The sequence below is a fragment of the Limnohabitans planktonicus II-D5 genome (assembly GCF_001270065.2).
Lineage (GTDB): Bacteria > Pseudomonadota > Gammaproteobacteria > Burkholderiales > Burkholderiaceae_C > Limnohabitans_A > Limnohabitans_A planktonicus.
Map to the genome: position 1 here is coordinate 51,921 of NZ_LFYT02000006.1, position 22,722 is coordinate 74,642.

Below are 22,722 nucleotides of genomic sequence, written 5' to 3' on the forward strand. Positions count from 1 at the left end.
AGCACCGCACCATGCCGCAATTGCCGCGCTTGTCAGAAAATTCTTGGCTGCAAGGCTGGAACCCACAGGCCCTGAGGCTGGATTCACCCAACTTCGGCCCACGACCCGCAGGCGCCTGCATTGATCTGGTGGTCATCCACTCGATCAGCTTGCCGCCCGGGCATTACGGTGGCCATGAAGTGCAGGACTTGTTCACCAACCGCCTGGACTGGGCGGCGCATCCTTACTTTGAACAGATACGGGGCCTGCAGGTGTCGGCGCATTTTTATATCCGGCGCGATGGCTCTCTGTGGCAATTTGTGAGTTGCGATGAACGGGCTTGGCATGCAGGGGCTTCGCATTACCGGGGACGCAGCAACTGCAACGATGACTCGATTGGCATCGAGCTTGAAGGCTTGGAAGGCGAACCGTTTGAAGACGCCCAATACTTCTGCCTGAGCGCCTTGTGCCGTGACCTGCAGCAACACTATCCGATCGCGCATGTGGCGGGGCATGAGCACATTGCCCCAGGCCGCAAGTTCGACCCGGGCGCGGGCTTTGATTGGACACGTTTGCAAACAGCTTCAAATTTTTCTGCCCAAAGTTTTCCAAAACTCTGACTGTTGCATTCCTGCAAATTTTTATGTGTGCGGCAGCCATCAAGGCTTCAGGCCCGAACTGGGAGTCTGGTCTTCGCCGCTTCATGAAGTGAAGACGCCTTTGCTTGCAAGGCTTTGCCGATGAAAACCCCTTCAAAACCACTCCAGGCTTACGCCCTGCAACAAAAAGCGCATGTTTTATGGGCCTATCTGGCATGTGGTTTCACCGACTGAAAAGCCTCCACCGACTTGAGTGGTTTGATTTTTTTCCGAGCCACTCACCAAGACCACGCAATTGCCCCGGTACACTACCTATAGTGGCTTGAATAACTCCCAGACACCATATATAGTGTCTGACACAAACCAATAAAAATGATAATTCACTCTCTCCAGCTGCCACTGAATGAGACACCCCCACCCTTTTACTGAAGCCCATGACCATGCAAACCAACACGACCATTCCCACCTCGTCCACCGGCTTGATGAATACACCCGAATCTGACACTGCCCACGCATCCAGCAACCATGCTTTGGCCAACTACCAGATCATTCGCCGCAATGGTGCCGTGGTTCCGTTTGAGCCCAATAAAATTGCCGTGGCTTTGATGAAGGCCTTTCTGGCCGTTCATGGCACGCAAGGCGCAGCGTCTGCCAGCGTGCGCGAAGTGGTGGAAGACCTGACCAAAAATGTGGTGCGCGCCTTGATGCGCTCGCGCCCAGGTGGTGGCACATTCCATATCGAAGACGTGCAGGACCAGGTCGAACTGGGCCTGATGCGCAGCAGCAACCACGAAGTGGCCCGCGCTTATGTGCTCTACCGTGAACGCCGCAACCAGGACCGTGCGCAGCAGCAAGTGGCCGCAGCCCCCCAGGAGCCCACCTTGCATGTGCTCGATGGCGGCCAGCGCGTCGCACTGAACCTCGATTACCTCAAAGGCATCATGATCAATGCCTGCCAGGGTCTGGGCAAGGACGTGAGCGCCGAGCCCATCGTGGCCGAAACCTTGCGCAACCTGTACGACGGCGTGCCCATGGAAGAGGTGTACAAAGCCTCCATCCTGGCGGCCCGCACCTTGATCGAAAAAGACCCGGACTACACCTACGTCACCGCCCGCTTGCTGATGCACACCATTGCCAAGGAAATTCTGGGCAAGGAAGTGACGCAAGACCAGATGCCTGAGGCCTACATCGACTACTTCCCCCAATTCATCAAGAAGGGCGTGGACAACGACCTGCTCGACGAAAAGCTTTTGCAGTTTGACTTGAAGCGACTGTCCGCAGCCCTCAAGCCCGAGCGTGACATGCAGTTCGACTACCTGGGCCTGCAGACCCTGTACGACCGCTATTTCCTGCATGTGCGCAAGACCCGTATCGAAATGCCTCAGGCTTTCTTCATGCGCGTGGCCATGGGCCTGTCGCTCAATGAGACTGATCGCGAAGCCCGCGCCATCGAGTTCTACGAAATCCTGTCTTCATTCGACTTCATGTCGTCCACCCCCACGCTGTTCAACAGCGGCACCTTGCGTTCGCAACTGTCGAGCTGCTACCTGACCACCGTGCCTGACGACCTGGACGGCATCTACGAATCGATCAAGGAAAATGCCTTGCTGTCCAAATTTGCGGGCGGCCTGGGCAACGACTGGACCCGCGTGCGCGCCATGGGCTCGCACATCAAGGGCACGAATGGTGAATCGCAAGGCGTGGTGCCCTTCCTCAAAGTTGTCAACGACACCGCCGTGGCGGTCAACCAGGGCGGCAAACGCAAGGGCGCTGTCTGCACCTACCTGGAAACCTGGCACCTGGACATCGAGGAATTCCTAGAGCTGCGCAAGAACACCGGCGACGACCGCCGTCGCACGCACGACATGAACACGGCCAACTGGATTCCAGACCTGTTCATGCGCCGCGTGATGGAAAAAGGCGACTGGACCTTGTTCTCGCCTTCCGACTGCCCCGACCTGCACGATCTGTTCGGTGCCGCTTTTGAAAAAGCTTACGTCGCCTACGAACAAAAAGCCGAACGCGGCGAACTCAAGCCGAGCAAAAAGGTGTCTGCCAACGACCTGTGGCGCAAGATGCTGTCCATGCTGTTTGAAACCGGCCACCCCTGGATTACCTTCAAGGACCCTTGCAATGTGCGTTCGCCCCAGCAGCACGCCGGTGTGGTGCACTCGTCCAACCTGTGCACCGAGATCACACTCAACACCAGCGACACCGAAACAGCGGTGTGCAATCTGGGTTCGGTCAACTTGTCCAAACACCTGAAAGATGGCCCCAACGGCAAAGTCATTGACCAAGACAAACTGCGTCAAACCATCTCGACAGCGATGCGCATGCTCGACAACGTGATCGACATCAACTATTACGCCGTCAAGAAAGCCCGTGACTCCAACCTGCGTCACCGTCCTGTGGGCTTGGGCCTGATGGGCTTTCAGGATGCCTTGTATGAAATGCGCATTCCTTACGCTTCGCAAGCAGCTGTGGAATTTGCAGACCAATCCATGGAAGCGATCTGCTACTTCGCCTACTGGGCGTCCACCGAACTGGCCCAGGAACGCGGCCAATACTCCAGCTACAAAGGATCCTTGTGGGAACAAGGTATCTTGCCGCTGGACACGCTCGACCTGCTGGCGCGCGAACGCGGTGGCTATGTCGAAGTGGACCGTTCTTCCACCTTGGACTGGGACGCACTGCGCAAGAAAATTGCAACAGACGGCATGCGCAACTCCAACTGCGTGGCCATTGCACCGACTGCCACCATCTCCAACATCATCGGCGTGGACGCCTCCATCGAGCCTTGCTTTGGCAACCTCTCGGTCAAGTCCAACCTGTCGGGTGAATTCACCGTCATCAACAGCTATCTGGTGCGCGACTTGAAGCGCCTGGGCCTGTGGGACGATGTGATGGTCATGGACCTGAAGCACTTCGATGGCTCGCTGCGCCCCATCGACCGCGTGCCCCAAGAGATCAAGTCGCTGTATGCCACCGCATTTGAAGTGGAAACGACCTGGTTGGTGGAAGCCGCTGCACGTCGCCAGAAATGGATTGATCAGGCACAGTCGCTCAACATCTACATGGCCGGAGCTTCGGGCAAGAAGCTCGATGACACCTACAAGCTGGCCTGGTTGCGTGGCCTCAAAACCACTTACTACCTGCGCACATCGAGCGCCACACAAGCAGAAAAATCCACGGTGCAAGCGGGCTCGCACAATGCTGTTTCGTCAGGTGCACCTTCGGCTGGCATGAGCGCTCTGGAAGCAGCAGCCGCTGCAGCTCAAGCACAAATGAATGCCACACCTGCGACCGACATCAAGTTCTGCGCCATCGACGATCCTGGTTGCGAAGCTTGTCAGTGATTGATCAAGACATCGCACTGTGTCGATCAGACTCTGTGCGATGCAATTGAACAACACTTCTCAACCGTGCACAGGCATAACGTCAATCACTGCTTTGCATTTCGTGTGCATGCTTTCATAATTTGAACACTGGAAATTTTTATGCTGTCCTGGGACGAACAAGTCAAACCCGCATTGCAACCCGCAATGCCCGCTTCATCTGGTGCTGATGCATTTGCAGCACCTGCTGCTGCATCTGCAAGCCCTCGCCGCATGAATGCCGCTGACAAGCGCATCATCAACGGCCAAACTGACGTCAACCAGTTGGTGCCCTTCAAATACAAATGGGCTTGGGAAAAATACCTCGCTACCTGTGCCAATCACTGGATGCCGCAGGAAGTGAACATGAACCGCGACATCGCCTTGTGGAAAGATCCCAACGGTCTGACCGAAGACGAGCGCCGCATCGTCAAGCGCAATCTCGGCTTCTTCGTGACCGCTGATTCGCTGGCCGCCAACAACATTGTGTTGGGCACTTACCGCCACATCACAGCCCCCGAATGCCGCCAGTTTCTGCTGCGACAAGCTTTTGAAGAAGCGATCCACACACACGCCTACCAATACATCGTGGAATCGCTTGGGCTTGATGAGAGCGAAATCTTCAACGCTTACAACGAAGTCAAATCCATCCGCGACAAGGACGAGTTCCTGATCCCCTTCATCAGTGCGATCATGGACCCTGAATTCAAGACTGGCACGCTGGAAAACGACCAGACCCTGCTCAAGTCGCTGATCGTGTTTGCGTGTCTCATGGAAGGCCTGTTCTTCTACGTGGGCTTCACACAAATTCTGGCTTTGGGCCGCCAGAACAAGATGACCGGGGCCGCTGAGCAGTACCAGTACATCCTGCGCGATGAGTCCATGCACTGCAACTTCGGCATTGACCTGATCAACACCGTGAAGCTGGAAAATCCCCAGCTGTGGACTGCGGAATTCAAAGCCGAAATCAAAGCCTTGTTCCTTAAAGCTGTTGAACTTGAATACCGCTATGCCGAAGACACCATGCCTCGCGGTGTGCTGGGCATGAACGCTTCGATGTTCAAAGGTTATTTGCGCTACATCGCCAATCGCCGCGCCACGCAAATTGGCCTGGAAGCGCTTTTCCCGAACGAGGAAAACCCCTTCCCGTGGATGAGCGAGATGATTGACCTGAAAAAAGAACGCAATTTCTTTGAGACCCGGGTCATTGAATACCAATCTGGTGGAGCCTTGTCTTGGGACTGAACTTCTGAACACCCCCCAAATGACTCCCTTATTCAAGCCACACTCCCCAGCGCCTCACGGCGTTGTGCAGTGTGGCTTTCCCGCGTTCATGGTGCTGAGGAATTCCTCAACACCATGGATCGCTTTGTGCGCTCCAACACGCACCAAGCGTTACCTTTCCGTTGAGTTCTCAACTTGATCAAGGAGAAAATCATGGCAACTGCAAAAAAAGCAGCAGCAAAAAAAGCTGCCCCCGCGAAGAAGGCCGCTCCGGCCAAAGCTGCACCCGCTAAAAAAGTAGCCGCAGCCAAGAAACCAGCCGCTAAGAAAGCTGCTCCGGCGAAAAAGGCTGCTCCAGCTAAAAAAGCTGCTGTCGCCAAAAAGCCTGCAGCCAAAAAAGCTGCTCCCGCAAAGAAAGCTGCTCCAGCCAAAAAAGTAGCCACCGCGAAAAAAGCTGCTCCAGCGAAAAAAGCAGCTCCGGCCAAGCAAGCAGCAGCCAAAAAAGTAGCGGCCAAAAAGCCAGCTGCCAAAAAAGCTGCTCCCGCAAAAGCCGCTGCGCCAGCCAAAAAAGCCACCGCCAAAAAAGCTGCTGCCAAAAAGCCAGCCGCCAAAAAGGCCGTTGTGAAAAAAGCTGCGAAGAAGCCTGCTGCGAAGAAGGCCGCCAAAGCACCCGCTGCCCCTGCTGCACAAACCACTCTGAATCCTCAAGCTGCCTGGCCGTTTCCATCGGCTGCCAAGCCCTGATTCAGCTGTCAAGCAACAGCACTGAAAACCCGACACGGTCAAACGTGCCGGGTTTTTTTATGGCCATTTCAGGGGTAGAAGCTCAGCACACGGTACCCCACCACAGGCAAATTGTCACTGACACCCAAAATCAGCATGCCTGACCAAGTCTGTCCGGCGGCAATTGTTGAAGGTGCCTCCATGTCCTTGGGCAACAACACTTTTCGAACCAGATCGCTGTCTTGCCCATCTTTCAAGCTCAACTCCAGAGCGGTCATACCCAAGGTTTGATGGGAGCTGTTGCGCACGGTCCAATGCAGGACAAAACCATCTTTTTGCTTCACGAAGCTCGAGCTGTCTATGACCATCGCGTCTGGATTTCGCAGCACTGCCGACTCGCAACCGGTGAGCTGACAGACCGACTGAAATGACTGCGCAAGCAAGGGAAACTGTGCAGCCAGCGCATCACGTTGAATCCACACCAGCTGTAGGCACAAAATCAAGGCCAGGCTCAGCGATAAGGCTCGCCATGGACCACGTTGAACAGGCACAACGATGGGCTGTTCGCCCCGCGACTCGGACACCGCCAGAGGGTTGAACAAGTGCTCAGCAACGTCCGAAGGTGGCGCAATGGGTTCATCTGAGTTTTCAGTGTCTGTGCGCAGACCCGTATCCAAGGGGGCAACGACTGCAGAAGCCGTCATAACCGGGTCATTTTTGAGCTCGGGGGTTTGGATGGTTGCAGATTGAAAAGTTGGCTTGGAAGTCGTAACTGACAATGCCACTTCTGGTGTCGGACGCACCACAGGGAGACTGTCAACGCCCCCTTGCCAAGACAACACACGACCGGTGCTGTCAAAGATGTGTGAACAATGGCCGCACCTCAACCAGCCTTTGGCTTGCTTGAGTTGATCGGGCAATACCTGATAAACCGTGAGGCACTCTGGGCAGCGGGTGATCCAATTCATGCCCGATTTTAGTCAGAGTCCGCAGCAATGCTCAAGCTGGCGCAGACTGGGCGGTCATCAAGATCCATCCATCTTCAGAATCAGCCACTTGCAGTTGCACCCATGGCGCATAAGCATCCTGAAGTTCCTGGGCTTGTCGCTCCAGAATGCCCGCCAGCACCAACGCCCCACCAGGTGCCACATGCGCACACAGCAAAGGTGCCAGCACCTTCAGAGGTGTTGCCAGAATATTGGCCAACACGGTTTGGTAGTGGCCTTGAGCCAGCTCAGGCATGCCTGCCACCAAATCAACATGGTTGGCCTGGGCATTCAAGCGGGTCGAGGTGACAGCTGCCTCATCGATGTCCACCGCATCAATGCGGGTGGCACCATATTTGGCAGCGCCAATGGCCAGAATGCCCGAACCACATCCGTAATCAAGAACATGCTGACCCGCCAGGCCCTGTTGCGCAATCCAGCGCAGGCACATGCGTGTGGTCGGGTGCGTGCCCGTGCCAAACGCCAGCCCAGGGTCCAAACGAATGATCTGGCGGGCTTGAGCCGGTGGCTCATGCCAGGTGGGTACGATCCAGAAATCAGGCGTCACCTCCACAGGGGCAAACTGAGATTGTGTCAATCGCACCCAATCCTGATCCGCGACGGCCTCAATCCCCAGCACTTTGCAACCGTCAAAGAAGTCTTGTGCCTGCAATAAATCTGCCGCCTCTTTGGCCGCAGCTTCTTGAGCAAACAAGGCCACCATGCGCGAACGCTGCCAGCCATCCTTGGGGGGTGGCATGCCGGGCTCACCAAACAAAGCCTGCTCTGCAGGGGTCTGGGCATCGGCGTCTTCAACCGACACGCTCAAGGCATCCAATGCATCGAGCGCGTCGCTCAGGACATCGACCCGTTCCTCCGGGCACAACAAACTCAGTTCAAACATGCGTCATCCCGTCTCAGCGCTTGTGCTGGCTGAGCCAGTGTTCCAGGTAATGGATGTTGGTGCCCCCGGACATGAACTTGGCGTCCACCATCAGCTCGCGGTGCAGCGGGATGTTGGTGCTGATGCCTTCGATCACGGTTTCGGCCAAGGCCGTCTGCATGCGGGCCAGGGCTTGTTCACGCGTATCGCCATGCACAATGATCTTGCCGATCATCGAATCGTAGTTGGGCGGCACAAAGTAGTTGTTGTAGGCGTGCGAATCAACCCGCACACCCGGGCCACCTGGCATGTGCCAGGAGGTGATGCGGCCAGGAGAAGGGGTGAACTTGAAGGCGTCTTCAGCATTCACACGGCACTCGATGGCATGGCCCCGAATCTGGATGTCGCGTTGCGTGAAGGGCAGCTTTTCACCGGCTGCCACCATGATCTGGGTTTTCACGATGTCCACACCCGTGATCCATTCGGTCACCGGGTGCTCCACCTGCACGCGGGTGTTCATTTCAATGAAATAGAACTCGCCGTTTTCATACAGGAATTCGAAGGTGCCCGCACCGCGGTAAGCAATCTTCTTGCAGGCGGCCACGCAACGCTCGCCGATTTTCTCAATCAGCTTGCGGGGAATGCCCGGGGCCGGAGCCTCTTCAATCACCTTTTGGTGACGCCGCTGCATGGAGCAGTCGCGCTCGCCCAGGTAAACCACGTTTTTGTGCTTGTCGGCCAGTATCTGGATTTCAATGTGGCGCGGGTTCTGCAGGAATTTTTCCATGTAGACCGCGGGATTGCCGAAAGCCGCACCGGCTTCAGCCTTGGTCATCTGCACCGCATTGATCAGGGCCGCCTCGGTGTGCACCACGCGCATGCCGCGACCACCGCCGCCGCCTGCGGCCTTGATGATCACTGGGTAACCCACACTCTTGGCCACACGGCGGATCTGCACCGGGTCATCGGGCAATTCACCTTCTGAACCAGGCACGCAAGGCACGCCTGCGCGGATCATGGCCTGCTTGGCCGAAACCTTGTCGCCCATGATGCGGATGGACTCGGGGGTCGGGCCGATGAACTGGAATCCGCTTTTTTCAACCCGCTCGGCAAAATCAGCGTTTTCACTCAAAAAACCGTAGCCAGGGTGAATGGCTTCTGCATCGGTCACTTCAGCAGCCGAGATGATCGCGGGCATGTTGAGGTAACTCAGCGGTGACGCTGCAGGGCCGATACAAACGGCTTCTTCTGCCAACTTCACGTATTTGGCTTCTTTGTCAGCCTCGGAATACACCATCACGGCCTTGATGCCGAGTTCACGGCATGCACGCTGGATGCGCAAGGCGATCTCACCGCGGTTAGCCACCAGGATTTTCTTGAACATGAAATGCCCGTTCGCTTTATTCGATGATGAACAAGGGCTGGCCGTATTCGGTCGCTTGACCGTTTTCGCACAGGATTTTGGAAACAGTACCCGACTTGTCAGAGACGATTTCATTGAGGATCTTCATCGCTTCAATGATGCACAAGGTGTCACCTTCCTTGACGACCGAGCCAATCTGAACGAAGGGCGCAGCACCTGGACTGGATGAACGGTAAAAAGTGCCCACCATGGGGGATTTGACAGCATGGCCTGCAGGAGCCGCCACCGGGACTTCTGCAACAGGTGCCGCAGCGACGGGGACTGCCGCTGCGGCAGGCGCTGCCACTTGCTGCATGATCACGGGCGCAGCAACGCCCATGCTCTTGACAATGCGCACCTTGCCTTCAGCTTCGGTGATCTCCAGTTCGGAGACGTTTGAGTCAGATACCAAGTCGATCAGGGTTTTGAGTTTGCGCAAGTCCATAGGTCCTCCATTGCGTAATCCAACGTAATGGATTGAATTTACACCAATTTTCACTAAAAATCCGCTAAACCGACGTTATCTTGAAGTAAAAATTTAATTTTAAAATCAAATTCAATAAATAGCCAAATCAAAAAGCGCAAGCTGTCACTTCTCACGGATTCAGGTTCGATTTGCGTGCCACTTGAGCAAGTCATTTGGCGTGAGTTGGCCCAGCTTCTGCAGCCAAATGGTGCCATCTTCTTTAAAAAACACACTAAATGGCAAACCACCAGCACTGTTTCCCAATGCTTTGGCTAACTCAGTGCCCTGCAAACCTGCGAGTCCGACCGGAAAACCCAGAGGCTGGCGAGCCAGAAAACGTTTGACGGCACTGGGTTGATCAATGGCCAATGCCAGAACTTGAAAGCCGTTGGCATGCTGTTCACGCCAAAAGGCATCAATCAGGGGTAATTCTTCGACGCACGGGGGGCACCATGTCGCCCAAAAGTTCACCAACAGCGGTTTGCCGCGAAAAGCGGCCATGTCCAGCACCTCTCCCGAAACGGTTTCAAACTTTTGAGACCAAAGAGCTTGCTCTGCACCGGGTGCTTGCGCGCCCGGTTGCAAACGCCACCAAGACAAGGCCGCTCCACCGGCAGCCGCCAAGGCACCGGCCCCAAAAATCCAGCGCCGCCTGGAACGCGTTTGCAGTTGTTCTGTCATGGGTGCCATTGTGATTCAAGCTGCCAACAAGCGTTCCAGCGCCTGCAAATCGCCCCGGGGAGAGCGGCCTTGTGAATCGGGCAACAAGGCCCCGCGCAAGTCATCGAGGTCATAAATGCGCAAGTGCACGCCAACGTCTTCTCCCAAGGCCTCACAAAAACTGTGCACGCTCAGCACATCCACGTCATCGCCGTGCAGACCGCGCACCGTTTGGACCTCATACCGCTGGTTCTGGTTGATCAAAGCGATTTCGGCTGATTTGGTGTCATCACAAAACAAAGCCAAATCCACGTCCGACAGCCGCGTGGCCCAGCCTTGCCAGACGGCACCGCCCAAATGCGGCCGAAATGCCGCCAGCCGCTGCATCCAGACCCGCGCCAATTCACGCAGGGCCCTCAATTCAGCGGGCTGGGTATCGGCACAAAACAGGGCAATGTAGTCAAGTACCTCGCGCTCAACAAGTTCATTGGACGGCAAGGCAGTGCGCCCCGGCAAGCCCAGCTCTTTCAGGGCGCGGTGCTTGGCAGGGCCAAAAGCCAACCCCTCTTCCACCACGCAGCGCGCTGCCGTGGCGGCAATTTCAATTGCGACATCGTTCATGAGCGCCGATTCTGCCTGTGCACGCCTGGCTCGCCCGGTTTCGGAGCCTAAAATCCCCCGCATGCATATTCATATTCTGGGCATTTGTGGGACCTTCATGGGTGGTTTGGCAGCACTGGCACGCGAAGCCGGCCACCGGGTCACCGGTTGTGACGCCGGGGTCTACCCGCCCATGAGTGAGCAACTGCGGGCCTTGGGCATCGACTTGATCGAAGGTTTTGGTGCAGACCAAATGGCACTGAAACCCGATCTGTATGTGATTGGCAATGTGGTCAGCCGTGCCCGCTTGCCCGACGGCATGCCGAAATTTCCGCTGATGGAAGCCATTCTCGAAGCCGGAGCGCCCTACACCAGCGGCCCGCAGTGGCTGTCCGAGCATGTGCTGCAAGGCCGTCATGTGCTGGCGGTGGCCGGCACGCATGGCAAGACCACCACCACCTCCATGCTGAGCTGGGTGCTTGAACACGCCGGTTTGGAGCCTGGCTTTCTGGTGGGCGGTGTCCCCCTGAACTTTGGCGTCTCGGCTCGCCTGGGGGGTGGCCGCTATTTTGTGATCGAAGCCGACGAATACGACACCGCCTTCTTCGACAAGCGCAGCAAGTTCGTTCATTACCGGCCGCGTACGGCAATCCTGAACAACCTGGAATTCGACCACGCTGACATTTTTGACAACCTGGCCGCCATCGAGCGGCAATTCCATCACCTGGTGCGCACCATCCCCGGCTCGGGCCGCGTGGTGGTCAATGGCCTGGAAGAAAGCCTGACCCGAGTGCTGGCACAAGGCTGCTGGAGCGACGTGCGCACCTTCGGCTCGACCGTGAGTGACTTTGTGGCCGAGGGCGATCCGTCCAGCTTCCAGGTCCGTCAGGCGGGCCACACCGTGGCTCAGGTGCAGTGGACACTGGGCGGCGTGCACAACCAGCTCAACGCCCTGGCCGCCATCGCCGCATCTGAACACATCGGGGTCAGCCCGAATGTGGCTGCACAAGCCCTGTCCAGCTTTGAAAACGTCAAACGGCGCATGGAAGTGCGCGGCACCGTGAACGGCATCACCGTGTATGACGACTTTGCGCACCACCCCACCGCCATCCGCACCACCATCAACGGACTGCGCCGCCAGATAGGCCCCCATGCGCGCATCCTGGCCATTTTTGAGCCGCGCAGCAACACCATGAAGCTGGGCACCATGAAGGCCCAATTGCCCTGGAGCCTGGAAGAAGCCGACCTGGCCTTTTGCCATTCGGGGGGCCTTGACTGGGACGCCAACGCAGCACTCGCCCCTATGGGCGAGCGGGCGCAAGTGGGTGCCAACGTGCCGGAAGTCATCCAGCAAGTGCTGGCGCAGGCACGTCCGGGCGACCATCTGCTGTGCATGAGCAATGGCGGTTTTGGGGGCATCCACACCCAGCTGCTGACGGCCCTGGGCCAAACTTGAACTGCTCGCTGAGCCCCCCTCTCCTTTTGACTTGAACGAACGCGCCCCATGCACGCCACCACCTACAGCATCGAAGCCGCCGACCTTCACGCGCACCTGTTTCGCGTCACCTTGACCATCCGAGAACCGGCGCTGCAGCAGACCGTGTCGCTGCCCGTCTGGATACCCGGCAGCTACCTCGTTCGGGAGTTTTCAAAAAACCTTCAAAAACTGCAAGCCCGGCAAGGCCGCCGCACTGCGCCCATCGAACAAATGGACAAATGCACCTGGCTCATCACTTGCCGCATGGACGAGCCCCTGGTGCTGAGCTACGAGGTTTATGCCTTTGACAACTCGGTGCGCACCGCCTGGCTGGACACGCAACGGGGCTTTTTCAACGGCACCAGCCTGTGCCTTCGGGTCCACGGTCAAGAGCATCAACTCCAGCACTTGCAGCTGCACCCCGTCAAAGGCCAACCCAGCTGGCAAGCGGCCACGGGCCTGACGCCCGTCAACACCGACAAACGAGGCTTTGGCCTGTACACCGCCACCGACTATGACCACCTCGTGGACAGCCCGGTGGAGTTGGGGGCCTTCTGGTCGGGAAGCTTCAAGGCCTGCGGCATTCCGCACCGCTTTGTGGTGGCCGGGGCACTGCCCTCGTTTGACGGCGACCGGTTGTTGGCCGATACGCAAAAGATTTGCGAAACACACATCCGTTTCTGGCACGGCCAAGGCAAGCAGGCAGCCAGCAAAGCGCCACACAAAGATTACGTGTTCATGCTCAACGCCGTGCACGACGGCTACGGCGGGCTGGAGCACCGCAACAGCACCGCGCTGATCTGCAACCGCTCTGATCTGCCGCGCCAGACCAGCCCGCACACGGGTGAGGGGTACACCACCTTGCTGGGCCTGATCAGCCATGAATACTTCCACACCTGGAACGTCAAGCAACTGCGCCCCGACGCCTTTGCCCGCTATGACTACACACAAGAAAACTACACCCAGCTGCTGTGGTTCTTTGAAGGATTCACGAGTTACTACGACGACCTGCTGCTGCGCCGATCAGGGCTGATCGACGACGCCACTTACATTCAACTGCTGGGCAAAACCATCGCCCAAGTGCAGCAAACGCCGGGCCGCCAGGTGCAGACCGTGGCGCAAGCGAGCTTTGATGCCTGGGTCAAGTATTACCGGCAAGACGAGAACACCCCCAACGCCACCGTAAGTTACTACACCAAAGGCGCTCTGGTGGCGCTGTGCCTGGACCTGACGCTGCGCCAGGAATTCACGGCCGAAGGTCACACGCTGGACAGCGTGATGCACGGCTTGTGGAAGCGCTGCAAAGCCGGACCGATGCGTGAACTAGACCTGCTGGATGAACTGCAAGCCCTCACAGGCCGCAGCTGGCAGCCCGAAATCAAGGCCTGGGTCCACAGCACCACCGACTTGCCGCTGCGCGATCTGCTCAGCGCACAAGGCATCGAAGTCAGTGCCGACACATCGCCCATGGCGCAACGCCTGGGACTTCGTGTGATCGAGACCGGAGCCAGCGTGCAGATCAAGGCCGTGCTGCGCGGCAGCGCCGCTGAAGCGGCGGGACTTGCCGCGGGGGATGAGTGGCTGGGCCTTGACGTGGGCCCTGTCAAAGGTGGCAAGGCGCTAGGCTACAGCTGGCGGCTGTCCAAACTGGACGATCTGCCTGCCCTGCTGGGGCGCGAACGCCAACTCGTGGCCCTGGTGTCGCGCGACAAACGGCTGCTGCGCCTGCCACTGACAGTGCCAGCGCTTGCCAGCCAATGGAAACTGAGCGTGCCTGCAGACCGCAAGGCAGGCCTTTGGCCTGCCGTTTGATCGCTCGTATTTGCCCCGGTCTTTGACCGCCGACCGACCCTGCCCCATCGGCCGGCAGTCGCAAAGTCCGGCATATCCCCGGTAAGGGGCAGCTCAGCGGTGGATCAATTCGCGGGCCAAGGCGTTCAAGCGGCTGCCGCTTTGGGTCAGTTCGGTGACCACGCTGAAATGGTTCAGGCCTGGCAGGTCTTCGCAGACGGGCACCGTCTTGGGCCCCCAGGCCTGGTGGATCAAACGGTTGTGGCGCAAAAACTCCGGGCTCTCGTCGCCCCCGACCACGGTGAAAAGCACGCCTTTGCTCGGACGCAGCCATTTGGCGGGACTGGCCATGCGCACATGCGCCGGGGTCAAGCACAAATCAGCATTCAAAAAAGGTGTTTTGCGCAGGGGCTCCAGATCAAACAGGCCTGAAATCGACAAGGCCTTGCGCACCAGGCCTGCAGGCAAATCGCGTCCCACCCGCTTCCAGTCACAGCCCAGCAACATGGCCACCAAATGACCGCCCGCCGAGTGCCCCATGACGGTGATGTTGTCGCGGTTGCCACCGTATTGGGCAATATTTCGCCAGACCCAGGCGCTCGCCTGAGCCATCTGCAAAGCGATGTCGGGCACGGTAACGGGCTGATCCTCTGTACCTGGGCACAGGGCGTAATTGAGCACCACGGTGCAAGCCCCCATCTCGCGCAAGGCGGGCACCACAAAGGAGTGGTCTGATTTGTCCAGACTGCGCCAATAGCCGCCGTGAATAAAGATCACCACAGGCGCATCTTTTTGTTCAGCCGGGAAGATGTCCAGCGTCTCCTTGGGCCCATCCCCATAAGGCACATCGAGTGTGCACGCGAGTGCCTGTCGGGCCTGGGCCGAGGCGCTTATCCAGTGTGCAAAGTGGTCCGCGAAATCCGGCACCAAGGCACGGTTGTTGTACATGCGGTCATGCCAGGCGGCGTCTTTGAGGGGCATCTTGGTCTCCGGTTCGAGTGACCCGTCATCTTGGCACAAGCAAGCGCCGTGTCCTGGACAACTTGAGACAACTTGACGCCGCAGTACCGATCAAATTTTCATTTCCAAACGCAGTTGGACGTTGCGCCAATTGCGGTCGGTGGTGCGGGCCGTCTCATGCTGAGCGCCGGTATTGAAGGTGGTGGCGGTCTCGTAGTCACGCGGCAGCAAGTTGCTGACGGTCAACCGCAAAGCGGTCGCGGCTGAAAAACGCCACTGGCCATACACATCCACCACGCGCTTGATGCCTTGGTACGACATCTGCTCTTGGCTGCGCCGTGTGTCGTAGTCGGGGTTCCAGTTGACATTGCCACCCAAGGTCAAAGGCATGCCGCGCAGGCGGTAGTCGCCCCCTAAGTTGGCGGTCATGCTGGGTTGTTGGTCCAGACGGTTATCGGGGCCCGGAACATCTTTGACCTTGGATCGGAAGAAGCTGATGTTGCTGCGGATATCGACAGGCCAGGCCTCGGCCCAGGCCTGGTTCAGGCGGAACTTGGCTTCCAGTTCCACACCTTGGGTGACGGCGTCGCCCACGTTTTGGGGGCTGGACACCCAACGCTGCTGGGTAGACCAAGACACGGTCTGCAAACGGGTCTGGTAACGGATCAGATCGCTGATGTTGCGACGGAACACATTGGCGCTGAGTACACCGCCACCTTCGAGATGGCGTTCAAAACCCAAGTCAATGCCGGTTGCCAACTCGGCCTTCAGGTCAGGGTTGCCCACACGATCAGGTTGGGTGGGCACGTTGTTGGGAAACACGTCCGGCTGATAATCCCGCGAGTAACGCAGCGGTGCCACCATGTTGTAGAGCGTGGGCGTTTTGTAGCTGCGCGTGAGGCTCATGCGCACCTGGTCGCGCTTGGTTGGGTCGGGTTTCCACAAAGCATGGAGCAAAGGTGTCCACACCTGACTTTTGTTGCGTTTGAGGTCCTCGCCCACCCGCCCTTCGGTCAGGATGCTTTCGTAGCGAATGCCCGTATAGGCCGACCAATTGGCGTTGATCTTGAACTCGTCTTGGGTGTAGGCCGCCCAACGTGCCGTGCTGGCCTTGAGGTTGCCGCTCTCGTCGCCCGCACCCGCACTGGCCTCTTCAACGCGGCGCACACCTTCGTGCTCCAGGCCACTGACCCATTGGTGGCCGTTGTCCAGCACCCGGGTCCACTTGGCGTTCAAGCTGGTGTTGCGGTCGGTAAAGCGTTGCTCATCCAAGGCATTGGACAAAAGCCCCGTGCTGGTGACAGCCGTCTGGGTGATGTGCTGGTTGTACCTGGCCTGGCCTGAACCAAAACGCACTTCCAAACGGTCATCGGCCGACAAGCGCTGACCCCATTGACCGTTCAGTCGGGCTGCAGCGTAGCGGCTGTGGTTGTCGGTCAGCGCGGTGTCGGTGATGCCGGGTGATGTCAAGCGCCGGGCCTCGATGCGCCCTTGAGCGGCGTATTCAGAATAAATCAAAAACGGCGTCAAGGTCAGGGTCTTGCCCTGCTCACCTTTCCATTGCAAGCGGGCATTGGCATGCACCCCCTGCCTGCGGCCCGAGGTCTCTGACATACGAACTTGATCATCGCGGTAGTCCGAGTCGATCTCGGTCAGGCTTTGGTCGTCACGGTGGTTGTCCATGGCCGACAGCGTGAAGGTGCCTGCCAGGGGCTCGGTTTTGAGGTGATGAACCCAATTGACCATGCTCGAGCCTTGGCCGTGCTCTTGGCTGCCGGTGATTTTCAAATCGTCTGGAGTGGCTTTTCTGCCCTCGCGCAGCACGATGTTGATGGTGCCAGCAATCGCACGAGCTCCGGTTTCGGCCGTCGGAGCACGCAAAATTTCAATTCTTTCAACCTGCTCTGGGGTCAAGGAGTCGACTGAAAACCCCGGCGGCATGCGCTCGCCGTCCAGCAAAATTTGGGTGTAGCCGCCACCCAAACCGCGCATGCGTATCGCACCGCCTCGACCCGGCGCACCTTGCACAGTGACACCCGGCAAACGCTTGAGCACATCGCCCAAGGTGGCATCGCCTTGTTTCTCGATTTCTTCACGCCCAATCACAATTTTGGAGGCGGTGGACTCTTGGCGTGCTTCGTTGTCGTTGTTGCGTTGACTGCGGATCTCCACCCGGCCCAGATCGGTGGTCGGGCTGGGCGTTGCGCTTTGCGCCAGCGCCAATCCTGGCCAGGCTGTGACACCACAGCTGGCAGCCAGCAGAAGGCGAGAAATGGGGGTCAACGTCCAGCAAGTCGGCCGAGCGACACGAGCGGTGGAAGAAAAATTGGAGGCTAGAAAATAAGGGCGCATGTGCCGATTTTGACAGCGCCCCAAGTCACTTCATTAAAGCCCGGGTAAAGACCGGGTCCTTATGTCCTCAACCCAGAGGATCAATCGCCGGACTTGAAGAGGGCCGCCACCTTGCGCTTGGGCTTGATGTTGGCCGAAATCGAGGAACGCACGGGCTTGGGACCACTGGGCTCCCAACTTGGGGCCACATCGGTTTGCGGGGCCTCGTAGGGCTTTTCAAAAAACGGATCGCGGCTGATGGGCGCGGGACGAAAGCCCCCTCGGCGTGGGGACTCCAGTGCGTCACGGGGGTCAAACTCTTCGCGTCGACGCCCTTCGTAGGGGCGTGCACGAGGGCGGTCTTCGGGTCGTTCGCCCCATTTTCCTGCAGAAGGGACTGCAGGCTGTGTGTCGAGCTGGAGGGTTTCGACCTCCAGCTGTTTCTTGATCAGCTTTTCAATGTCGCCCACCAAACGCGTGTCAGACGGACTGACCAGGGTCACGGCCAGGCCGGAAGCCCCGGCTCGGCCGGTGCGCCCAATGCGGTGCACATAGTCTTCGGCGTTGAAGGGCACATCGAAGTTGAACACCGCAGGTACATCCTTGATGTCCAGACCACGCGCGGCCACATCGGTGCAGACCAGCAAATCCACTTCGCCTTGCTTGAAGGCCTCAAGGGCCTTCAAGCGCTCGTCCTGGCTCTTGTCGCCGTGCAAAGCCGCTGTTCGCAGGCCTTCACGCTCCAAAGAGCGTGCCAGGCGGCCACAGCCCAACTTGCTGTTCACAAAAATGAACGCTTGCTTGATGCCGCGGTCGGTGAGCACTTTGTGGATCACACGGCGCTTGTCTTCGTCTTGCGCAGCATAAAAGCGCTGCTCGACGGTGGAGGCGGTTTCGTTGGGACGGGCCACCTCGATGGTGACCGGGTTTTGCAAGTAACTGCCCGCCAGACGTTTGATCTCTGGCGAGAACGTGGCCGAGAACAGCAAGGTGGTGCGCTGCTTGGGCAGGAAACTCAAAATGCGCTGCAAATCGGGCAAAAAGCCAATGTCCAGCATGCGGTCGGCTTCGTCCAGCACCACATATTCCACCTGGTTCAAGACCGCGTTTTTGGCTTCGATGTGGTCCAGCAAACGGCCCGGTGTGGCGACCAGCACCTCGACGCCTTTTTTCAGCTCCAGGGTCTGGGGCTTCATGTCCATGCCACCAAACACCACCGCACTGCGCAGTTGGGTGTACTTGGCGTACATCTTGATTTGTTGGGCCACCTGATCAGCCAATTCGCGCGTGGGCAGCAACACCAAAGCGCGCACAGGGTGGCGTGCTGGCGAGGTGGAAGGGTTTTCGTGCTTGAGCAGGCGCTGCAACAGAGGCAGCGAGAAAGCAGCGGTTTTGCCGGTACCGGTCTGGGCTGCGCCCATCACGTCCTGACCCGTCAACACCACCGGAATGGCTTGGGCCTGGATAGGCGTCATGGATTCGTAGCCCATTTCGGCTACGGCTCGTGCCAGCGTGGGTGCCAGCGATAAATTGGAAAAAGAGTCGGTCATTAACCCGCTATTGTCTCATTTTGGGCTGAGACCCCAAAAAATCTGGTTTCTCGACTCGGTTTCATGGTTCAGGTTTTGGGCAGTGTGACACCCACCTGGCCCTGGTACTTGCCGCCACGGTCCTTGTAGCTGGTCTCACACACTTCGTCACTTTCCAGGAACAGCACCTGGGCACAGCCCTCACCCGCATAGATTTTGGCGGGCAGCGGCGTGGTGTTGCTGAATTCAAGCGTCACATAGCCTTCCCACTCCGGCTCGAATGGCGTCACATTGACGATGATGCCGCAGCGGGCGTAGGTGCTCTTGCCCAGGCAAATGGTCAGCACATTGCGCGGAATGCGGAAATATTCCACCGTGCGGGCCAGTGCAAAGCTGTTGGGCGGGATGATGCAGACATCGCCTTCGATGTCCACAAAACTGCGCTCATCGAAATTCTTGGGGTCCACCACCGTGCTGTAAATGTTGGTGAACACCTTGAATTCAGGGGCGCAACGAATGTCATAGCCATAACTGCTGGTGCCGTAGCTCACGATCTTCTGGCCTGCCGCGTTCTGACGAATCTGACCGGGCTCAAACGGCTCAATCATGCCGTGCTGCTCGGCCATGCGGCGGATCCATTTGTCGCTCTTGATGCTCATGGTGCGTCCTTTGATGATGGCCACGATTTTAGTGGCGATCGAGTCCGCGAACGAGCGCCGCAGTTGGATTGCCCCGTCACCCCGAACCGCGCAATGACCACTTTCCGTCATCGCGAGTGAAGCGCGGCGATCCAGTGTGTGAGCACGCGCAGTAACTGGAATGCCGCGTCGCTGCGCTCCTCTCAATGACACTCAGGCCTCAACGCGAAACCTTGCCCTGCACGCCCTGCACCAGGTAATTCATGCCCAGAATCTGGCCATCATTGAGGCTCTGGCCTGCAGGCAGCACGACATGACCCTCGTTGTCGATGATCGGCCCGGCAAAAGGCAGCAACTTGCCTGCACCCACCAGTTTTTGCTTGGCCAGGATTTCGTCTTGGACCTTTTTGGGCACCCTGGGGCCAAAGTCACCCACGCGAATCATGCCTTCCTTGACGCCACCCCACACACTGCCCGAAGTCCAGCTGCCATTCATGACCGCCTTGACACGGGCCGTGTAGTAGTCGCCCCACTGGTGGGTCACGGCGATGATTTGCGCATCAGGCCCGGTCTTGCGCATGTCCGAGTGGTAGGCCACGGCCATCTTGCCGCGCTCTTGCGCAGCGGCCATCACGGCCGTGGAGCCAGTGTGGAAGGCGATCACATCGACATCCTGGTTGAACAAGGCCATGGCCGCTTCGCGCTCTTTCGGTGGATCAAACCACGCGTTGAGCCAGACCACCTTGACAGTGGCTTTGGGGTTGACCGAGCGCATGCCCAAAGTGAATGCGTTGATGCCCTGCAGGACTTCGGGAATCGGAAAGCCCGCCACATAACCGGCCACATTCGTTTTCGTCATGCGCCCGGCTGCGATGCCCGCCAGGTAGCGGCCTTCGTAATAGCGGGCGTTGGAGGCCGCCACGTTGGGCGCGGTCTTGAAGCCGGTGACCGATTCAAACTTCACGCTTGGAAAGTCTTTGGCCACCTTGAGCGTGGGCTCCATGTAGCCAAAACTGGGCGTGAAAATGATCTGGTGGCCTTGGCTAGCGAGATCGCGGATCACGCGCTCGGCGTCAGCACCCTCCGCCACATCGGCCACAAAAGTGGTCTTGACCTGATCGCCCAAAGCCTTCTCAACGGCCTTGCGGCCCTCGTCGTGCTGCTTGGTCCAGCCCGCCTCAGTGATGGGCGAGACATAGACGAAACCCGCCTTGAGGGGCTGGGTGGATTTGGGAGTGGTTGGTGCTGAGATTTGGGCCTGAACGGCGGGAAGAAAAAAGCAGGCGGCCACGAACGTGGCAGCGAGGTTTTTATACATGGTAGTCCTCTACATGGCCCCGAGATTGAACAAAACAAAGCCCGCCGGGGCAGCGGGCTTCGGGGGTTGATTTTACATGGCTGCTTTATCCAGATCAGTCCCACGCCTGAGCTGCAACACACAGAAAATCATGGCAGCAGGACAGCGTGTGACAAAACCTCAGACCAGCACCTGCTGGTCCAGCGCTTTGCTCCAATGCAAAACTTCCACGCTCTGGCGCAGCCCGCAAGTCCAAAAAGGGTCGGTCTGCATCAATTGATGGACGCTTTCTTTGGTCTCGGACTCAACGATCCACAAGCCACCTTTGGGCACCTGCCCAAGCTGCTCGCGCAAACTGCCGGCCACGCGCACTTGCGCCTGGTGTGCAGCCACCCAATCAATGTGGGCCTGCAAATACGTGGCACGCAAAGCGGCTTGGTCGGGTCGATCAGTGAATAAAACGGCAAACAACATGGTCAAGTTTCCTTGGTTCAAACTCTGGGCATCCACCCAGTTCTCAAAGCATGCGCCCAGTCAGGACGGCCACGCTCGTCTGCCAAAAGCGCCATGGATTCATGGTTATAGGGCACGCTGATCAACTCACAACGCCAATCCGCACCCGATTTTTCGACCACCGCATAACGCGCATCGGGGCTGCCGTTCTCTATGCGATGGAACTTGGAAAAAGGGTAAGGGTGATCGTCATCGTAAGCAGGCAAACCCACGCTGCCCGGGTTGATGATGAGCAACTTTGAACTCAAACGAACCGCCCGTGGAACGTGACTGTGTCCACAGGCCAGCAAGGTGATATGTTCGGGCAGGCGTCCTTCCAAACGCTCTTCAATCTCTGTCACGTTCGCCAATCGGGCTGACTCGCCTTCGGGTGTTTCCAACAAATATTCGATGTCGCTGCGAGGACTGCCATGGCACAGAGCCACATCGCGGCCCAATTGTTCAGGCCAAATTTGAGCCTTGTGCAGCCGGGGGTCAGACGGATCAGCGTGTGCCGTCAACCAATTTTTGACCAACGGATTCAATTGAGCCGATGTGTATGCATCCGACAAATTTTGTCGCTCGATCGGTAAGCGCAACACCTGGCGCTCATGGTTACCTGCGACATGCAACCAAGGTAAATGTTGAAGTCGGTCTGCGGTCTCAAGGGGAAGCAATGGGCCACTCAAGCTGTCGCCCAAATTCACCACACACTGAATTTTGCGATGACTCATGTCGGCAATCACGGCGTCCAAAGCAGCCAAATTGCCATGAATATCTGAAACAAATGCCAAACGCATCACGCCCCCCTCTTGTTATGTTTTAAGCCTGTCTGGCAAGCCAGCGTCGACCTGCTGGCGTCAGTCGGTATTTTTGAAGTCGACTCTGGGGCTTGTCGGGGACCGTCATCTCCAGAACGCCCAAGGCCAAAGCCGTTTGCCGACAGTGGACACGGAAGTGTTTTTCGTCTTTCAAGCCCAACGCGCTCATCAATTCAACGCGGCTCATCTCGCCATGGACCCGCCTCAACATGCGCTCCACTTCGGGGGTGACTTCGGGGGTGACTTGGGCTTCGACTTGTTCGCTCTGCCCTTGCCCCGCCCTGAGCACCTCCAAATAGGCGGGGTCAAATGGGAATTCCAGCCACATGTCAAACGGTTGGTAGCGCAGCAGGGGCTTGGGCGTGCCAGCCGCCGCGCATACCGCAAAGATGCGCTCCACCCCACGGCCCCATGCTTCGATTTCGCCCGCCCTGAAAAAAGCATTGGCTATCGCCGGGTTGTAGGGGCTGGACGAATGCGCGCCCATCAG

Annotated in this window: 20 protein-coding genes and 1 pseudogene; 6 read left to right on the plus strand and 15 right to left on the minus strand. The window is 58.0% G+C overall.

Features of this window, described 5'->3' with window-relative positions:
• Positions 1-11 precede the first annotated feature (11 nt).
• The 4 genes from ampD to H663_RS27270 all read left to right on the plus strand — a co-directional run bounded on the left by ampD (position 12) and on the right by H663_RS27270 (position 5,920).
• Positions 12-599: a 1,6-anhydro-N-acetylmuramyl-L-alanine amidase AmpD gene (gene ampD / locus H663_RS27255; RefSeq protein ID WP_083451072.1), complete on the plus strand. Its 588-nt coding sequence runs from the start codon at positions 12-14 to the stop codon at positions 597-599.
• Between the two features lie 461 nt (positions 600-1,060).
• Positions 1,061-3,934, plus strand: a complete 2,874-nt coding sequence (locus H663_RS27260) for a ribonucleoside-diphosphate reductase subunit alpha (RefSeq protein ID WP_240620443.1) — start codon at positions 1,061-1,063, stop codon at positions 3,932-3,934.
• A gap of 141 nt (positions 3,935-4,075) precedes the next feature.
• Positions 4,076-5,197 carry a ribonucleotide-diphosphate reductase subunit beta gene (locus tag H663_RS27265; protein WP_053170488.1) on the plus strand — a complete coding sequence of 374 codons (1,122 nt, stop codon included), beginning with the start codon at positions 4,076-4,078 and terminating at the stop codon, positions 5,195-5,197.
• Positions 5,198-5,389: 192 nt separating this feature from the next.
• A complete protein-coding gene (locus H663_RS27270; RefSeq protein ID WP_083451119.1) occupies positions 5,390-5,920 on the plus strand; it encodes a histone in 531 nt (176 codons plus the stop codon).
• 68 nt (positions 5,921-5,988) lie between these two features.
• Here H663_RS27270 and H663_RS27275 read toward each other — a convergent pair whose 3' ends face one another.
• The 7 genes and pseudogenes from H663_RS27275 to H663_RS27300 all read right to left on the minus strand — a co-directional run bounded on the left by H663_RS27275 (position 5,989) and on the right by H663_RS27300 (position 10,917).
• On the minus strand, positions 5,989-6,603 hold the full coding sequence (locus tag H663_RS27275) for a DUF3426 domain-containing protein (protein ID WP_165803874.1): 615 nt from the start codon (positions 6,601-6,603) through the stop codon (positions 5,989-5,991).
• 162 nt (positions 6,604-6,765) lie between these two features.
• Positions 6,766-6,867: pseudogene (locus H663_RS42500) on the minus strand (zinc-ribbon domain-containing protein); the annotation flags it as partial.
• Between the two features lie 31 nt (positions 6,868-6,898).
• Positions 6,899-7,789: a 50S ribosomal protein L11 methyltransferase gene (gene prmA, locus H663_RS27280; RefSeq protein ID WP_053170494.1), complete on the minus strand. Its 891-nt coding sequence runs from the start codon at positions 7,787-7,789 to the stop codon at positions 6,899-6,901.
• Between the two features lie 13 nt (positions 7,790-7,802).
• Entirely contained in the window at positions 7,803-9,152 is a 1,350-nt protein-coding gene (gene accC / locus H663_RS27285; protein ID WP_053170498.1) for an acetyl-CoA carboxylase biotin carboxylase subunit, read from the minus strand.
• A gap of 16 nt (positions 9,153-9,168) precedes the next feature.
• On the minus strand, positions 9,169-9,615 hold the full coding sequence (gene accB, locus H663_RS27290; RefSeq protein ID WP_053170501.1) for an acetyl-CoA carboxylase biotin carboxyl carrier protein: 447 nt from the start codon (positions 9,613-9,615) through the stop codon (positions 9,169-9,171).
• A 159-nt stretch (positions 9,616-9,774) separates the two neighbouring features.
• On the minus strand, positions 9,775-10,236 hold the full coding sequence (locus tag H663_RS27295) for a TlpA disulfide reductase family protein (protein WP_338067168.1): 462 nt from the start codon (positions 10,234-10,236) through the stop codon (positions 9,775-9,777).
• 96 nt (positions 10,237-10,332) lie between these two features.
• Positions 10,333-10,917: a hypothetical protein gene (locus H663_RS27300; RefSeq protein WP_053170508.1), complete on the minus strand. Its 585-nt coding sequence runs from the start codon at positions 10,915-10,917 to the stop codon at positions 10,333-10,335.
• A gap of 61 nt (positions 10,918-10,978) precedes the next feature.
• Here H663_RS27300 and mpl point away from each other — a divergent pair, with 61 nt between their 5' ends.
• Positions 10,979-12,352, plus strand: a complete 1,374-nt coding sequence (mpl, locus tag H663_RS27305) for a UDP-N-acetylmuramate:L-alanyl-gamma-D-glutamyl-meso-diaminopimelate ligase (RefSeq protein ID WP_053171581.1) — start codon at positions 10,979-10,981, stop codon at positions 12,350-12,352.
• A 48-nt stretch (positions 12,353-12,400) separates the two neighbouring features.
• Complete coding sequence (locus tag H663_RS27310) at positions 12,401-14,185, plus strand: M61 family metallopeptidase (RefSeq protein ID WP_053170511.1); 1,785 nt, start codon at positions 12,401-12,403, stop codon at positions 14,183-14,185.
• 93 nt (positions 14,186-14,278) lie between these two features.
• Here H663_RS27310 and H663_RS27315 read toward each other — a convergent pair whose 3' ends face one another.
• The 8 genes from H663_RS27315 to H663_RS42185 all read right to left on the minus strand — a co-directional run bounded on the left by H663_RS27315 (position 14,279) and on the right by H663_RS42185 (position 22,719).
• Positions 14,279-15,145, minus strand: a complete 867-nt coding sequence (locus tag H663_RS27315; RefSeq protein WP_053171583.1) for an alpha/beta hydrolase — start codon at positions 15,143-15,145, stop codon at positions 14,279-14,281.
• Positions 15,146-15,235: 90 nt separating this feature from the next.
• Entirely contained in the window at positions 15,236-17,407 is a 2,172-nt protein-coding gene (locus tag H663_RS27320) for a TonB-dependent receptor plug domain-containing protein (RefSeq protein WP_053170514.1), read from the minus strand.
• Positions 17,408-17,556: 149 nt separating this feature from the next.
• Entirely contained in the window at positions 17,557-19,005 is a 1,449-nt protein-coding gene (locus H663_RS27325; protein WP_053170517.1) for a DEAD/DEAH box helicase, read from the minus strand.
• A 68-nt stretch (positions 19,006-19,073) separates the two neighbouring features.
• Positions 19,074-19,643, minus strand: a complete 570-nt coding sequence (dcd, locus tag H663_RS27330) for a dCTP deaminase (RefSeq protein WP_019425458.1) — start codon at positions 19,641-19,643, stop codon at positions 19,074-19,076.
• Positions 19,644-19,842: 199 nt separating this feature from the next.
• Entirely contained in the window at positions 19,843-20,940 is a 1,098-nt protein-coding gene (locus H663_RS27335; RefSeq protein ID WP_053170520.1) for a BMP family ABC transporter substrate-binding protein, read from the minus strand.
• A gap of 159 nt (positions 20,941-21,099) precedes the next feature.
• Positions 21,100-21,393, minus strand: coding sequence for a YciI family protein (locus H663_RS27340; RefSeq protein WP_053170523.1), 294 nt, complete (start codon positions 21,391-21,393; stop codon positions 21,100-21,102).
• A 17-nt stretch (positions 21,394-21,410) separates the two neighbouring features.
• On the minus strand, positions 21,411-22,211 hold the full coding sequence (locus H663_RS27345) for a metallophosphoesterase family protein (protein ID WP_053170526.1): 801 nt from the start codon (positions 22,209-22,211) through the stop codon (positions 21,411-21,413).
• 22 nt (positions 22,212-22,233) lie between these two features.
• On the minus strand, positions 22,234-22,719 hold the full coding sequence (locus H663_RS42185; RefSeq protein WP_053170529.1) for a Fic family protein: 486 nt from the start codon (positions 22,717-22,719) through the stop codon (positions 22,234-22,236).
• Positions 22,720-22,722: the final 3 nt, after the last annotated feature.